General features: G+C 70.3%; 15 protein-coding genes and 1 riboswitch. Of the genes, 1 reads left to right on the forward strand and 14 read right to left on the reverse strand.

Annotation, left to right across the window (positions count from 1 at the left end; all coding sequences use genetic code 11):
• Positions 1-49 precede the first annotated feature (49 nt).
• The 8 genes from ACPYN5_RS01445 to ACPYN5_RS01480 all read right to left on the reverse strand — a co-directional run bounded on the left by ACPYN5_RS01445 (position 50) and on the right by ACPYN5_RS01480 (position 7,401).
• Entirely contained in the window at positions 50-1,492 is a 1,443-nt protein-coding gene (locus ACPYN5_RS01445) for an MFS transporter (RefSeq protein ID WP_424447206.1), read from the reverse strand.
• Between the two features lie 222 nt (positions 1,493-1,714).
• Positions 1,715-2,065, reverse strand: a complete 351-nt coding sequence (locus ACPYN5_RS01450) for a Fe-S protein (RefSeq protein ID WP_424447207.1) — start codon at positions 2,063-2,065, stop codon at positions 1,715-1,717.
• 41 nt (positions 2,066-2,106) lie between these two features.
• Entirely contained in the window at positions 2,107-2,580 is a 474-nt protein-coding gene (gene ribH, locus ACPYN5_RS01455; RefSeq protein WP_424447208.1) for a 6,7-dimethyl-8-ribityllumazine synthase, read from the reverse strand.
• Complete coding sequence (ribA, locus tag ACPYN5_RS01460; protein ID WP_424447209.1) at positions 2,577-3,896, reverse strand: GTP cyclohydrolase II; 1,320 nt, start codon at positions 3,894-3,896, stop codon at positions 2,577-2,579. Before ribA ends, ribH begins: the two co-directional genes overlap by 4 nt.
• The gene (locus tag ACPYN5_RS01465; RefSeq protein WP_424447210.1) at positions 3,893-4,525 is read right to left on the reverse strand and encodes a riboflavin synthase; all 633 of its coding nucleotides are present in this window, start codon (positions 4,523-4,525) and stop codon (positions 3,893-3,895) included. The genes ribA and ACPYN5_RS01465 overlap by 4 nt, the downstream gene beginning before the upstream one ends.
• Positions 4,525-5,607 carry a bifunctional diaminohydroxyphosphoribosylaminopyrimidine deaminase/5-amino-6-(5-phosphoribosylamino)uracil reductase RibD gene (ribD, locus tag ACPYN5_RS01470; protein ID WP_424447211.1) on the reverse strand — a complete coding sequence of 361 codons (1,083 nt, stop codon included), beginning with the start codon at positions 5,605-5,607 and terminating at the stop codon, positions 4,525-4,527. The genes ACPYN5_RS01465 and ribD overlap by 1 nt, the downstream gene beginning before the upstream one ends.
• A gap of 57 nt (positions 5,608-5,664) precedes the next feature.
• Positions 5,665-5,811: riboswitch (FMN riboswitch) on the reverse strand.
• Positions 5,812-5,904: 93 nt separating this feature from the next.
• Positions 5,905-6,768, reverse strand: coding sequence for an Fpg/Nei family DNA glycosylase (locus tag ACPYN5_RS01475; RefSeq protein WP_424447212.1), 864 nt, complete (start codon positions 6,766-6,768; stop codon positions 5,905-5,907).
• A gap of 69 nt (positions 6,769-6,837) precedes the next feature.
• Positions 6,838-7,401 carry a GNAT family N-acetyltransferase gene (locus ACPYN5_RS01480; RefSeq protein WP_424447213.1) on the reverse strand — a complete coding sequence of 188 codons (564 nt, stop codon included), beginning with the start codon at positions 7,399-7,401 and terminating at the stop codon, positions 6,838-6,840.
• 231 nt (positions 7,402-7,632) lie between these two features.
• Here ACPYN5_RS01480 and ACPYN5_RS01485 point away from each other — a divergent pair, with 231 nt between their 5' ends.
• Complete coding sequence (locus ACPYN5_RS01485; protein ID WP_424447214.1) at positions 7,633-8,514, forward strand: endonuclease domain-containing protein; 882 nt, start codon at positions 7,633-7,635, stop codon at positions 8,512-8,514.
• 181 nt (positions 8,515-8,695) lie between these two features.
• On the opposite strand, the gene ACPYN5_RS01490 is transcribed toward ACPYN5_RS01485, so the two are convergent.
• From ACPYN5_RS01490 to sdhA, 6 genes are all read right to left on the reverse strand, one after another.
• Positions 8,696-9,178 carry a hypothetical protein gene (locus tag ACPYN5_RS01490; protein ID WP_424447215.1) on the reverse strand — a complete coding sequence of 161 codons (483 nt, stop codon included), beginning with the start codon at positions 9,176-9,178 and terminating at the stop codon, positions 8,696-8,698.
• The gene (trpS, locus tag ACPYN5_RS01495; protein ID WP_424447216.1) at positions 9,171-10,175 is read right to left on the reverse strand and encodes a tryptophan--tRNA ligase; all 1,005 of its coding nucleotides are present in this window, start codon (positions 10,173-10,175) and stop codon (positions 9,171-9,173) included. The genes ACPYN5_RS01490 and trpS overlap by 8 nt, the downstream gene beginning before the upstream one ends.
• 107 nt (positions 10,176-10,282) lie before the next feature.
• Positions 10,283-11,122 carry an exodeoxyribonuclease III gene (locus ACPYN5_RS01500; RefSeq protein WP_424447217.1) on the reverse strand — a complete coding sequence of 280 codons (840 nt, stop codon included), beginning with the start codon at positions 11,120-11,122 and terminating at the stop codon, positions 10,283-10,285.
• Positions 11,123-11,155: 33 nt separating this feature from the next.
• Positions 11,156-12,316 carry a YihY/virulence factor BrkB family protein gene (locus ACPYN5_RS01505; RefSeq protein WP_424447218.1) on the reverse strand — a complete coding sequence of 387 codons (1,161 nt, stop codon included), beginning with the start codon at positions 12,314-12,316 and terminating at the stop codon, positions 11,156-11,158.
• Between the two features lie 56 nt (positions 12,317-12,372).
• Positions 12,373-13,143 (reverse strand): succinate dehydrogenase iron-sulfur subunit, encoded by a 771-nt coding sequence (locus tag ACPYN5_RS01510; protein WP_424447219.1) that lies wholly within the window; start codon positions 13,141-13,143, stop codon positions 12,373-12,375.
• A complete protein-coding gene (gene sdhA, locus ACPYN5_RS01515; protein WP_424447220.1) occupies positions 13,143-14,969 on the reverse strand; it encodes a succinate dehydrogenase flavoprotein subunit in 1,827 nt (608 codons plus the stop codon). Before sdhA ends, ACPYN5_RS01510 begins: the two co-directional genes overlap by 1 nt.
• Positions 14,970-14,981: the final 12 nt, after the last annotated feature.

Here is a 14,981-nt window from a genome sequence, read left to right on the forward strand (position 1 = left end):
TGCCGCGAGCCCGAGGGCCCGCGGCATCCGTCGCGCGATGCGAGACGGCTCAGCGGGTCGCGGCCGCCTCGCCGATGTTGCTGTCGTACTCGATGTCCTTCGTCTCCTTGGAGAGGTAGAGCGCGATGTACGTGAGCACGGCGGACGCCGTCAGGTAGACGCCGACGAACACGGGCGAGCCGCCCGCCGCGGCCCACAGCGCCGTCGCGACGAGCGGGGCGAGGGCTGCGCCGAGGATCGACGCGACGTTGTACGAGATGGCCGAGCCCGTGTACCGGACGTTGGTCGGGAACAGCTCGGGCAGCAGCGCGCCCATCGGCCCGAACGTCACACCCATGAGCATGAAACCGAAGACCAGGAACGCCTGGACAAGCGCACCCGTGAACTTCGGGTCGAGCTGCGGCATGAGGAACACCGCGAACAGCAGGCCGAACACGGCGATCGCCGCCGTGATCCACATCAGCAGCTTGCGGCGGCCGATCGAGTCGGCCACGGGGCCGGAGAGCAGCGTGAAGATACCGAAGAACACGACGCCGATGATCTGCATGATGACGAAATCGGTGAACCCGAAACCGAGCCCGGGCACGTATGCGGCCGCGTCGAAGGGGGCGCCGGATGCCTCGGCGGCGGCCTGTGCGCCCTCGAGGGTGGCCTTCGTCCCGTAGGCGAGGGTGAAGCTCGTCATGAGGTAGAAGAGCACATAGGTCGCCAGCATGATGAACGTGCCGAGGATGAGTGCGCGCCAGTGTCCGCGGACGACCGCGCCGAGCGGGAACTTGCGGATCGCACCCGTCTTCTCGGCCTTCGAGAAGCTCGCCGACTCCACGAGCTTGAGGCGCACCCACAGTCCGACGATGACCATGACGGCCGAGAAGAGGAAGGGCACGCGCCATCCCCAGGCGAGGAACTCCTCGGAACGCTGCGCAGGGCCGTCGGGGTGGGGGAGCAGGAAGTAGATGACGAGGAACACCGAGTTGGCGATGATGAAGCCGATCGGTGCGCCGAGCTGGGGGAACGTGCCGTACCAGGCGCGCTTGCCCTTGGGCGCGTTCTCGGTGGCCACGAGCGCGGCGCCCGACCACTCGCCGCCCAGGGCGAAGCCCTGCGCGAGGCGGAGCACGAGCAGCAGGATGGCCGCCCAGACGCCGATCTCGTTGAAGGTGGGCAGGAGGCCGATGAGGAAGGTTGCGACGCCCATGGTGAGCAGCGAGGCGACGAGCGTCGCCTTGCGGCCGAACTTGTCGCCGAAGTGTCCGAAGACGACGGCGCCGATCGGGCGGGCGACCATGGCGGCGCCGAAGATGCTGAACGACAGGAGCAGGTTGGTGGTCTCGTTGCCGGCGGGGAAGAACAGCAGCGGGAAGACCAGGACGGCCGCGGTCGCGTAGACGTAGAAGTCGTAGAACTCGATCGTGGTGCCGATGAGGCTGGCGGTGATGACGCGCGAACGGGGGTTCGCGGGCGCGGTGGGTGCCGCGGTGGCGGAGGACATGTGCGGTGTGGTGCCTGTCTGGGAGAACGGGTGAGCGCCCTCGTGGGAGCGTGCCGGTGGGCGGACGTCCGAGGCGGGGTGGTGCGGCGGACGTTCGACGCGGGGATCACCGGCGGCGTCGACGGTGTCGGCGACGCACGATCGTCCATTGTACGGCGGATGCCGCGACCCGAAGTCTCGGGCCGCGGCATCCGCGCGCGATGTGGACCGGTGTCTGCGCGCTCAGCGCCAGAGGACGGCGATGGCGACGTTAGCGACGGTCGCTGCGCCGATGAGCCAGAAGATCGCCGCGGGCACCGCCGTCGTTCGCTTCTGCCGCGCCGATCCGATGCCGAGCAGCGCGCCGATGACGACCAGCACGACGAGCTTGACGGCGATCTTGGCGTAGTTCAGATCGTGATCCGTGCCCCAGGGTGCGGCGAGCACGAGGCCGGCGACACCGGCCACGAGCAGGCCGTAGCTCATGACGCGGGTGATGCGCCGGGCTCCCAGCGCTTCGACGGCCCACGCGCCGAAGAGCGTGGCGAATCCGACGAGGTGGACGACGAGGACGATTCCGCGGAGCGTTTCCATACCCTCAGGCTAGCTGAAGGTAGGGCGCGGTACGGACGGGATCAGGCGCGCAGCGAGCGCAGCGTCAGCGCCGTGCGCAGAGCAGCATCCGCCGCTTCCGCGCCCTTGTCCTCCTTCGAGCCGGGCAGCCCCGCTCGGTCGATGCCCTGCTGCTCGTCGTCCAGGGTCAGCACGCCGAAACCGACCGGCTTGCCGGTGTCGAGCGCGACTCGCGTGAGGCCGTCGGTCGCCGCCGCCGAGACGAAGTCGAAGTGCGGTGTGCCGCCGCGGATGATGACGCCGAGGGCGACGACGGCATCGGCGCCGGAATCGAGAGCAGCCTTCGCGACGACGGGCAGCTCGAACGATCCCGGGACGCGCACGAGACGCCAGGCGGCGCCCGACTCCTCGAGGACGCGCTCGGCTCCGGCGATGAGGCCGTCGGTGATGACGTCGTGCCACTGTCCGGCGACGACGACGACCTTCAGGTCGCCGGCCTCGATCTGCTGACGTTCGGGGGCGCCGTGTCCGCTCATGCGATGTTCTCCGAGTTCTGTCGGTGGTCGGTGATCTCTGCCGCGTCGGTCGCCGCGGTGCCCCGGGCGAGGGCGGCGTTCAATTCCGCGTCGTCGATGATGTGACCCATGCGATCGCGCTTCGTCGCCAGGTACTGGTGGTTGTTCGCGCCCACGCCGACGAGCAGCGGAACCTGCTCGGCGATGTCGAGTCCCAGCGCGCGAAGCTGCGACACCTTGTCGGAGTTGTTCGTCAGCAGGCGGATGCTGCCCACGCCGAGGTCGGCGAGGATCCCGGCCGCGGCCGCGTAGTCGCGAGCATCGGCGGGCAGACCCAGCGCGAGGTTCGCGTCGAGGGTGTCGAGGCCGCGCTCCTGCAGCTGGTAGGCCCGAAGCTTGTTGATGAGGCCGATGCCGCGCCCCTCGTGCCCGCGCATGTAGATGACGACACCGCCCTCGCGCTCGATCGCGTCGAGCGCCGCGTCGAGCTGCGGTCCGCACTCGCACTTGAGCGAACCGAAGGCCTCGCCCGTCAGGCACTCCGAGTGCACGCGCACGAGCGGAGCGGCATCCGTCAGATCACCCGAGACGACGGCGATGTGGTCGGTGCCGGTCACGCGGTCCTTGTACGCGAGGAAGCGGAACGAACCGTGCGAGGTCGGCACGTGCGCCTCGGCGCGCAGGCTCACCCGCCGCCGGGTCGGCCCCGCCCCGGCCGCCGGGCGCGGGTCGGTCTCGTCGAGGTGGGCGATGAGCTGCTCGATCGTGATGACCGGGATGCCGTCGCGCTCACCGAGCTCGAGCAGGCCCGGCATCCGCATCATCGAGCCGTCCTCGGCGACGATCTCCGCGATCGCGCCCACGGGCTCGAGGCCCGCCAGCTGCATGAGCTCGACGGCGGCCTCGGTGTGACCGCTGCGCTCGCGCACACCGCCCTCGACAGCGCGAAGAGGGAGGATGTGACCCGGGCGGATGACACTGCTCGGCGTCGCGGCGGGGTCGGCGAGCACCGTGAGGGTGCGGGCACGGTCGGCGGCGCTGATGCCGGTGGTCACGCCCTCGGCCGCGTCGACCGAGACGGTGTAGGCCGTGCCGCGGGCATCCTCGTTCGTCTCGACCATCGGCGGCAGGTCGAGGCGGTCGGCCCACTCGGCCGGCATCGGGGCGCAGATGAAGCCGCTCGAGTGACGCACCGTCCAGGCGATCCACTCCGGCGTCGCAAGGGCGGCCGACAGGATGACGTCGCCTTCGTTCTCGCGGTTCTCATCGTCGGCGACGATGATCGGCTTTCCGGCCCGCAGCGCATCGAGCGCCGCGGAGAGGGGAGAAAGGCTCATCGCGAGCCTCCTTCGTTCGAGAGGGTGGTGAATGCCAGCAACCGCTGGACGTGTCGGGCGAGGATGTCGGTCTCAAGGTTGACGGGGTCGCCGGCGACGCGGCCGCCCAGCGTCGTCGCGGTGAGCGTCTCAGGGATGAGCGAGACCTCGAGCCAGGCCTCGGCGGCAGCGGCGGGGCTCACATCGCTCACGGTGAGCGAGACGCCGTCGACGGTGATCGACCCCTTGTCGACCACGAGCGGGGCGAGGTCGGCCGGCACGGAGACGCGCAGGACGCGCCACTGCTCGCCGGGGCGCACCTCGAGGATGCGGCCGAGACCGTCGACGTGGCCCTGCACGATGTGCCCGCCGAGGCGCGTGTGCGCCGACAGTGCGCGCTCCAGATTGACGGGGCGGCCGGGCTCGATGCCCGCGAGGCTCGACACGTCGAGCGTCTGGCGCATCACATCGGCGGTGAACCAGTCGTCGCCCTGGTCGACCACCGTGAGGCAGACGCCGCTCACCGCGATCGAGTCGCCGTGGCCGGCGTCCGAAACGGCCTTCGGCGCTCGCACCGTGATGCGCACGCCGTCGCCCGACGGCTCGACGGCGATGACTTCGCCGATCTCTTCGATGATTCCGGTGAACATCAGGCGTCTCCTTCGGAGGGGGATGTCGGGGGCAGGGGGGAGGCGACGATGAGGATGTCGTCGCCGAGGGTCTCGAGGGACGTCACACGCAGACGGCGCTGATCGGCGATCGTCTCGACACCCAGCGACCGCAGTGCCGGCCTGTCCTGGCCCGCGGAACCGGAGCCGAGGAGGGTCGGCGCGACGTAGGCGAGGAGCTCGTCGGCGAGGCCGGCGCGCAGGAAGGCGCTTGCGATGGTCGGACCGCCCTCCACGAAGACACGCTGCACGCCGAGCTCGCGCAGTTCGGCCATGAGCGAGGGCTCGTTGCGGCTCTCACCGCCGAGGTTCTCGCCGTCGCGGTGCAGAAGAGGTCGCGGATGCCGGCGGACGAGGGCGTCGTCGGGTACCGAGCGGTGACCGAGCACGACGGGCATCGGCTGCCGGTCGTACAGGGCGCCGTCGGGCCGCCGGGCCGTGAGGGCCGGGTCATCGGAGAAAAGCGTGCCGGTGCCGACGACGATGGCGTCGGCTTCGCTCCGACGGCGGTGCACGTCGGCTCGCGCGAGGGGGCCGGTGATCCACTGGCTCGTGCCGTCTGGGGCGGCGGCGCGACCGTCGAGCGACTGCGCCCACTTGACGGTGACGTGCGGGCGGCCGAGTCGCTGCACGGTCAGCCAATCGTGGATGAGCTGGATCCCGTCGGCTTCGATCACGCCGCCGACGACGTCGACTCCCGCATCGCGCAGCCGCCGAGCACCGCCCGCCGACGCGTCGCCCGGGTCGGATACGGCGTAGACGACGCGCGCCACTCCCGCCTCGATCAGGGCGAGCGCGCACGGGCCGGTGCGGCCGGTGTGGTTGCAGGGCTCGAGGCTCACGACGGCCGTTGCGCCGCGCGCGGCGCCGCCCGCCAGCTTCGAGAGCGCGTCGACCTCGGCATGCGGAGTGCCGGCGCCGCGGTGCCAGCCCTCGCTGAGCACGGAGCCGTCGGAACCGAGGAGCACCGCGCCGACCTGGGGGTTGAGGCCGCGGGGTCCACGCAGGGCGAGCTCGAAAGCGCGTCGCATCGCGAGCGTCTCGCGATCGGTGGGGCCCGGCATCCTTCGTCCTTCGGTCAGTCTCCGGGGACGCGGGCGGGCGCGCGCAGCGCGAACGCTGCCGTGCTTCCTCTCATCCGGACTAGCGACTCGCGTCGCATCACCGTCGGTCCCGGAATTCCACCGGATCAACCTCGCGGCCCGAGGGCCTCGAGGGTCGCGGACTCTCACCGCCGGTTCGGATTCTCACCGACCCCGGAGCACGTTCAATACTCCGATCGTACTCAACGCGGCGGCCCCGGCGGCATTCCCGACTCGCACGGTCATCTGCGGCGGTCGTGTCGGCCGGTCGGTCGCGTGCTACTTGAGCAGCCGCGACAGGCGCCGGTCGGCGAGCAGCTTGCCGCCGGTCTGGCAGGTGGGGCAGTACTCGAGGCTGTTGTCGGCGAAGAACACGCTGCGCACCTCATCCCCGCAGACGGGGCACGCCTCGCCGCGGCGGCCGTGCACCCGCATCCCGCGACGCTTGGCGTCCTTCAGGTCGGCCGGGGGCTTGCCGGATGCCGCGGCGACGGCCTCGGCGAGCGTCGCGCTGAGCGCCGTGTGGAGCCGGTCGACCTCGGTGTCGTCGAGGTTCGCGGCCAGCGCGTAGGGCGACATCTTCGCGGCATGGAGGATCTCGTCGGAATACGCATTGCCGATGCCCGCCACGATGGACTGGTCGCGGAGCACGCCCTTGATCTGGGTCCGGCGGCCGGCCAGCAGGCTCGCGAGGGCGTCACGGTCGAACGAGGGATCGAGCGGATCGGGACCCAGCCGTGCGATGCCCGGCACCTCGGCCGGGTCGCGCACGACGTAGACCGCGAGCGACTTCTTCGTGCCGGCCTCGGTGAGATCGAACCCGGAGTCGTCGTCGAACCCGACGCGGAGCGCGATCGGGGTCTTGCCGGGGCGGATCACCGTCGAGGGCAGCACGTCGTACCAGCGCAGCCAGCCGGCTTTGGCCAGGTGGAAGACGAGGTGCGTACCGGCGTCGGTCGCCAGATCGACGAACTTGCCGTGCCGTGCCGCGGTGGCGACTGTCGCGCCCTCGAGCGACTCGATCGGCGGATCGTAGGTCTTCAGCGCCGAGATGGCGGTGATGCGCGCCTTCGTGATCTGGCGCCCGGCGAGTCGCCCGCCGAGGTAGTCGACGAGTCCCTGCACTTCCGGCATCTCGGGCATGGCGTCATCCTGTCACGCACCGCCCCCGCTCGGCACGGGGTTGCGTGCGGGCGGCGCGGGCGGTTCCGGTCAGGCGTCGAGGATCGGCCAGGGGCGGGGGATCCGGTCATCGGTGGGGAGGATGCCGGCGATCCAGCCGTCGTGGCGGCCGCGCACATCCGAAAGGCCCTGGCGCAGCAGGCCCTCGTAACGGAAACCCAGGCTGCGCGCCGCGCGCGCGGACGCCTCGTTGCCGACGATCGCGCGCCACTCGATGCGCGCGAGCGACAGCGGCTCGGAGAAGCCGAAGTCGATGACGGCGCGCGCCGCTTCGCTCAGATAGCCGTGGCCGCGCGCGGCCGCGCTCATCCAGAACCCGATCTCCGCGGAGCCGCCCGCGATGGTGCGGTGCAGGCCGATCATGCCGATCCAGGCGCCGTCGGCGCGGATGCCCCACGTCAGCTCGCTCTGCTCGTCCCACCACGCTGCCGCCTTCGCCACGAAGTCCTCCGCGTGGGCGCGGTGGTACGGCGAGGGGAGGGTGGTCCAGCGGGGCACCTCGGGGTCCTGGGCCGCGGTGGTGATCGCGTCGACGTCGGCGAGCGTCGGGATCGAGAGCTCGAGGCGAGCGGTACGAAGGGTCACCGGTTGCATCCCCCGACCCTACCGAGGTCTGCCGGGCGGTTCGGGTCGTGCCCAGGCTTCGTCGCTGTGCCGAGAACAGGCTCAGCCCGGTGTCGCCGTGCCTCGCAGCCCCGGGCCCCGCCCTCAGCCTGTCGGCGGCACGGAACCAGCGACTTCCGCACAGGCGCAGGGTGAGTCGGACTGTTCACAGTTCGCGCCGGCCCTGGCCGAGCACGGGGCCACGGACGACACCGTGTCGGCATGGACCCTCACGCCTCGTCAGCCTGGCTTCCCGCAGAGATCATGGAGTTGCGTTGCTGGTCGACATCCGATCTGCGCGCGGGGGGTCTCCGCAAGCGCGACATCGCGGATGCCGTCGCCGCCGGCCGACTCGTGAGGCCCCGGCGGGGCTCGTACCTCGTCGCCGATGCGCCACCATCCGCCGCCGCCGCAGTGTCGCTCGGCGGCCGTCTGACCTGTGTGAGCCTGTTGCGCCTCCTCGGGGTGTTCGTCCTCGAGCCCAGCGGGCCGCATGTGCAGCAGCCGCGCACGGCTTCGCGGGTGCCGACGCGCGGGACGGGCGCGGGGCCTAAGCCGGTGCTGCATTGGACACCTCCCGTCGCTCCGCGCCCCAGATGGTTCGTCTGCTCGAGCATCATCGACGCGCTGGTCCGCGCGGTGCAGTGCCAGTCACCCCGAGCTGCTGTCGCCACGCTCGACAGCGCGCTCCACCTCAGGCTTCTCCATGCCGCGGATCTCGACACGGTCTTCGGCGCGCTGCCTCTCCGATACCGCCCTCTCCGGCGTCTGATCGACGCGCGAGCCGAATCCGGACCGGAGACGCTCATGCGGCTCCTCCTGCGCGGAATCGCCAAGACGGTCGAGGTACAGGTGCGCATCCCTGGAGTGGGACGAGTCGATCTGTTGGTCGATGGATGGCTGATCGTGGAGTGTGACAGCGATGCTCATCATTCTGGGCTCGACGCGCGGCGACGAGACGGCGCGCGCGATCTCGCGGCCGCAGCCCTGGGGTACCTGACACTGCGCCCGATGGCGTCGGACATCATGTGGCGCCCGGATCGCGTCCTCGAAGCCGTGCGCGGCGCCCTCAGCCGCGGAATTCGGCCGGTTCCCGCGCGCTGACGCTCGCCGGGCGGATAGCCAGTGTTTTGTGCGTGCCGTGCGCAGGCTGAAACGGCTGGCGGCGGGCTGTAGAGGCGTGGAACGTGCGCTGAGCCTGTTGACGGAACAGGGATGACGCGAAGACGGCGTTATCGGTCCGCTGGCGCCTGCCCCGCCAGTGAGGACGCGGCCGAGCCGGGTGTCAGGCCGACGGGCTCTGCGAGATGTAGACCGCCATGGCCGCGAGGTTCGCCAACGGCGCCATCGCGCCGTTCCCGGGGGCGTCGAGGACCATCGCCTCGACACCGGCCTCGGCGTAGGACGCGACCCACGCGGCAGCCGAGGGCAGCGGCACCGCGAGCAGCCGCGAGGCCTCCTCCTCGGGCAACCCGAACCCGAGCGCCGCCTCGTGCGCACGATCGGCGGTGGAGAACGCGAAGATGACGGCTCCCTCGTCCGAGCGCAGCGCGAAGGGGGTGGGCTCGTCGTCCGACCCGCGGGCGATGAACAGCCACCGCTCCAACGCGAAGGCGGCGCGCCACAGCCGCTCCTGCACGGCGGCGTCGCCGGGGTTCGCCCTCGACGCGGCGGCGGCCTCGTCGAGGTCCGCGATCAGCTCGGGCGCCGGCTCGGCGGGCATCTCCGCCGGCGCGCTCTCGGGGGTGGTCGGTTCGGCGTCAGACACGGCGCAGCAGTCCCAACTTGTCGTAGACGTCGGCGAGCGTCCGGTCGGCGACCTCGTCCGCGCGGGCGGCGTTCGAGGCGAGCACGCGGTCGAGCTCGGCGGGGTCGTCGAGCAGCTCGAGGGCGCGCTCGCGCACCGGGCCGAACTCCGAGACGACGACCTCGGCCAGACCCTTCTTGAAGTCGCCGTAGCCGCGGCCGGCGTACTCGTCCTCGATCGCGGGGATCTGCCGGCCGGTCAGCGCCGCGTAGATCACGAGCAGATTCGACACGCCCGGCTTGTTCTCGCGGTCGTACCGCACCGAGCCCTCCGAGTCGGTGACAGCGCGCATGACCTTCTTCGCCGAGACCTTCGGATCATCGAGCAACCACAGCACACCGGCATCCGACTCGGCCGACTTCGACATCTTGGAGGTCGGGTTCTGCAGGTCGTAGATGCGGGCGGTGTCCTGCTGGATCACCGGCATCGGGACGCGGAAGGTCTCGCCGTAACGGGAGTTGAACCGCTCGGCGAGCGTGCGGGTCAGCTCCACGTGCTGCTTCTGGTCGTCGCCGACGGGCACGATGTCGGTCTGGTACAGCAGGATGTCGGCAGCCATGAGCACGGGGTAGGTGAAGAGTCCGACGTTGGTGGCGTCGGCGCCGTAGCGCTGCGACTTGTCCTTGAACTGCGTCATGCGCCCGGCCTCGCCGAAGCCGGTGATCGTCGAGAGGATCCAGGCGAGCTCGGCGTGTGCGCGCACGTGCGACTGCACGTAGAGCGTCGAGCGCGAGGGCTCGATGCCGGCGGCGATGTACTGCGCGGCGGTGCGGCGGGTCTTCTCGCGCAGCTCGGCAGGATCGTTCGGCTGCGTGAGGGCGTGCAGGTCGACGACGGAGAAGAACGCGTCGTAGGTCTGCTGCAGGTCGCGCCACTGCATGAGAGCCCCGATGTAGTTGCCGATCTGGAGCGAATCGGCGGACGGCTGCATTCCGGAGTACAGGCGGGGCTTGGTCACCTGACGAGTCTACGGGCGGGCCGAGGCGCGGAGATCTCACGACGGGCGGACGACGTGGCCCCGCAGCATCCCCGGAACGCGACGTCTCCTCGCGACGGGCGGTCGGCTCAGCCGGGGAAGACGTAGTCGGCCACGACGGGGGCGTGGTCGCTCCATCGGGTGTCCCACGACGGCGCGCGCACGACGCGGTAGTCGGCGACCCGCTCAGCGAGCTGCGCCGTGGCGAGGTGGTAATCGATGCGCCAGCCGGTGTCGGTGTCGAACGCCTTTCCGCGGTTCGACCACCACGTGTACGGACCATCGATCTCGCCGGCGAACCGACGGCCCACGTCGACCCAGCCGAGACCCGTGCCGCGCTCGCCGTCGACGGTCTCGATCTCGGTGCCGGCGGGGGCGGTGAAGCGATCGAAGTATGCGCGCTCGCGCGGCAGGAAGCCCGCCTTCTTGCGGTTGCCGCGCCAGTTGCGGATGTCGAACTCGCGGTGCCCGACGTTCAGGTCGCCGGTGATCACGGCGAGCTCGCCGAGCTGCGGCATCCGCTTCTCCATCGCGTCGAGGAAGGCGTACTTCGCGACCTGCTTCTCGGTGTCGGCCTCGCCGGTGAACACGTACGCGCTCACGACCGTGAGGTGCTCACCGGCCACCTCGATGTCGGCCTCGACCCACCGTCCCTTCGAGTCGAGGTCGTCATCGCCGAGCTCGATCCGCCAGACGTCGAGCGGTTCGCGGGCGGCGATCGCGACGCCGGCGCGGCCCTTCGCGAGCGCCTCGTCCGAGACAAAGTGCCAGCCGGGGAGCGCTGCCGCGAGGTCGGACGCTTCCGCGCGCACCTCTTGCAGCGTGAGGATGTCGACGTCCGCGGTCTCGAGCCACGCGTGCATGCCCTTGCGGGCGGCGGCGCGGATGCCGTTGACGTTGACGGACGCGATGCGGAGACGGCGTGACACGTCTGCCAGCGTAATCGCGCCCACCGACACGCCTCACCGCGAGGCGGTCTGCACCTCGTCGAGATGCCGAAGCAGATCGCGGGCGCGGTGCACGTCGCGCCGGGCCCGCATGCGCTGCCACCATCCGGCTTCGGCGAGAGCGTGCTCGGCGTCTCGCAGCTCCGCCTCGGCGACCACGCGCAGGGCGCGCTGCTCTTCGGCGCGCCGCTCCTGCTCGCTCACGACCACCAGTGGGATGTCGTCGTCGGCGGCCGATACGGCCACCCATGACGCCGCGACGAGGATGACGATCCCGGCGAGGCGCAGCCACAGCAGGAAGCCGATCAGCACCGAGAACGTCGCGAGGAGCGGATTGGTCGGCGAGTAGACGGCGAGGAAACCGGCGCCGAGCTGGAGCACGCTCAGCGCTGCGCCGCCGAAGATCGAGCCGGGGATGATCTTCCGCCACGGCAGCGCGGTACCCGTCAGGAAGCGGATGAGCGCCGTGAGGGCCGCCGCGTTGATGACGACGGCGACGAGCACCGATGCCAGTCGGCTGAGCACGTCGATCGTCGTGGACTCGTAGGGGACGTCGAACAGGTCGAACAGCTGGCGGACGATGCCGCCCGCCACGAGACCGAGCGCCGCGCCCAGCAGGAGCACGAGGCCGAACAGCAGGGCGGCCCCGAAATCACCGAGCTTCAGGAGCACGTAGTTGCGCCGGTCGAAGGGGAGCCCGAAGATGTCGCGCACCGCGCGGCGGGTGAAGGTGACGAACCCGATGGCCGTCCAGACCGCGACGCCGAGAGCGACGGCCCCCGTCACGGCCAGCACGCTCCCGCTGTCGCGGGCGATGCCGGCGACGTCGTCGGGGGAGACGGGGCCGTCGCCGGAGATCAGTTCGGGGATATAGGTGTTGACGACGCCGATGAGGGCGTCGATCGCCGTCTGCGACCCGCCGAGCCAGAGGCCCACGACGGCGAACGCGGTATAGATCGTCGCGAAGAGCGCGAAGAGCGACTGGTAGCTGATGCTCGCGGCGAGCAGGAACCCGTTGTGCTGGAGGAAATGCCGCCACACCCGGATCGGGAACCAGCCGAGCGTGCGGCGGGTGATCGTCGTCGCACGCTCGAGAGGCTGGTCCCACCGTTCACGCAGCCGCGACGCCTCCCACCGCTCGCGCAGCGCATCTGTCGCCGCGGAGTCGGATTCCACGTCGTCGAATGTACCGGCAGCGCCGGTCGGAGCTCGTCGGGCGCGGGCCCGGCCGATCACCGACCGCGCAGAACCGCCTGCTTGACCTCGGCGATCGCCTTGGTGACCTCGATGCCGCGGGGGCACGCCTCGGTGCAGTTGAAGGTCGTGCGGCAGCGCCACACGCCCTCCTTGTCGTTGAGGATGTCGAGGCGCACGTCACCGGCGTCATCGCGCGAGTCGAAGATGAACCGGTGCGCGTTGACGATCGCGGCGGGGCCGAAGTACTGCCCGTCGGTCCAGAACACGGGGCACGACGAGGTGCACGCGGCGCACAGGATGCACTTCGTGGTGTCGTCGAAGATCTCGCGGTCGGCGATCGACTGGATGCGCTCCTTGCCCGCCTCGGGCTTCGAGTTCGCGATGAGGAACGGCTGCACGTCGCGGTAGGAGGCGAAGAACGGCTCCATGTCGACGACGAGGTCCTTCTCGAGCGGCAGGCCCTTGATCGCCTCGACGTAGATCGGCTGCGAGATGTCGAGGTCCTTGATGAGCGTCTTGCAGGCCAGACGGTTGCGGCCGTTGATGCGCATCGCGTCGGACCCGCAGATGCCGTGCGCGCAGGAGCGACGGAAGGTCAGCGACCCGTCGACGTCCCACTTGATCTTGTGGAGGGCGTCGAGGACGCGGTCGGTCGAGTAGAGCTCGACGTCGTAGTCGACCCAGCGCGGTTCGGCGTCGACCTCGGGGTCGAAGCGCCGGATGATGAAGGTGACCAGGAACGACTGGATGCCGGTGTCGTTCGCCGCCTCGGCAGGGGCCGTGGCATCGGTTTCGACGATCGTCATCAGTACTTCCTCTCCAGCGGCGGGTACCGCAGTTCGCCTGCTTCGTTCTTGGTGAAAACGACGGGCTTCCAGTCGAGCCGGATGTGGTCCTCGGCGTGCGAGGAGTGCGGGTCGCCCGACAGGTAGGCCATCGTGTGCTGCATGTAGTTCTCGTCGTCGCGCGTCGGGAAATCGTCGCGCATGTGTCCGCCGCGGCTCTCCTTGCGGTTGCGCGCGGCGACGACGACGACCTCGGCGATGTCGAGCAGGAAGCCCAGCTCGACCGCTTCGAGCAGGTCGGTGTTGAACCGCTTGCCCTTGTCGTCGACGTGGATGTTCTTGAACCGCTCGCGGAGGTCCGCGATCACGTCCATGACGTGCAGGAGCGACTCCTCGGTGCGGAAGACCTGCGCGCCCTTGTCCATCTCGTCCTGCAGCGTCTTGCGCAGCACGGCGATGCGCTCGGTGCCCGCGTTGTTGCGCACGCCCTCGATGAGGTCGCGCACGCCCGCCGCCGGGTTCTCGGGGAGCGGCACGAAGTCGGCCGTCTTGACGTACTCGACGGCGTTGCGGCCGGCGCGCTTGCCGAAGACGTTGATGTCCAGCAGCGAGTTGGTGCCGAGGCGGTTCGACCCGTGCACCGAGACGCAGGCGCATTCGCCGGCGGCGTACAGGCCGGGCACGACGGTGGTGTTGTCGGCCAGCACCTCCGCCTTGACGTTGGTGGGGATGCCGCCCATCGCGTAGTGCGCGGTGGGCATCACGGGGACGGGCTCGACCACCGGGTCGACGCCGAGGTAGGTGCGCGCGAACTCGGTGATGTCGGGGAGCTTGGTCTCGAGGACCTCGGCGCCCAGGTGGGTGCAGTCCAGCAGCACGTAGTCGCGGTGGGGTCCGGCGCCGCGGCCCTCTGCGACCTCCTGCTGCATGCACCGCGAGACGATGTCGCGGGGGGCGAGGTCCTTGATGGTCGGTGCGTAGCGCTCCATGAAGCGCTCGCCCGAGGCGTTGCGCAGGATCGCGCCCTCACCGCGCGCCCCCTCGGTGAGGAGGATGCCGAGTCCGGCGAGGCCGGTCGGGTGGAACTGGAAGAACTCCATGTCCTCGAGCGGCAGGCCCTTGCGCCACACGATGCCGACGCCGTCGCCGGTGAGGGTGTGGGCGTTGGAGGTCGTCTTGTAGATCTTGCCGAAGCCGCCCGTGGCGAAGATGACGGCCTTCGAGTGGAAGACGTGCAGGTCGCCCGTGGCGAGGTCGTACGCGACGACACCGGCCGTCTGCGTGCTCCCGTCGGCAGCGGTCACGGTGATCAGGTCGAGCACGTAGTACTCGTTGAAGAAGTTGATGCCGAGCTTGACGCAGTTCTGGAAGAGCGTCTGCAGGATCATGTGTCCCGTGCGGTCGGCTGCGTAGCAGGCACGACGGACGGGCGACTTGCCGTGGTCGGCGGTGTGGCCACCGAAGCGGCGCTGGTCGATCTTGCCATCGGGGGTGCGGTTGAAGGGCAGACCCATGTTCTCGAGGTCGATGACCGCGTCGATCGCCTCCTTGGCCAGGATCTCCGCTGCGTCCTGGTCGACGAGGTAGTCGCCGCCCTTGACCGTGTCGAAGGTGTGCCACTCCCACGAGTCCTCTTCGACGTTGGCCAGAGCCGCCGCCATGCCGCCCTGCGCCGCACCCGTGTGCGACCGCGTGGGGTACAGCTTCGAGATCACCGCGGTGCGGGCGCCGGGACCGGCCTCGATCGCCGCGCGCATGCCGGCGCCGCCGGCGCCGACGATGACGATGTCGAACTGGTGATAGTGGATGCCGTCCTTGACGACGACCTCTTCGGTCTGGGTGCTCACTCGGCGAGCCTT

The sequence above is a fragment of the Microbacterium arborescens genome, assembly GCF_049707515.1.
In the GTDB taxonomy this organism is placed as follows: domain Bacteria; phylum Actinomycetota; class Actinomycetes; order Actinomycetales; family Microbacteriaceae; genus Microbacterium; species Microbacterium arborescens_B.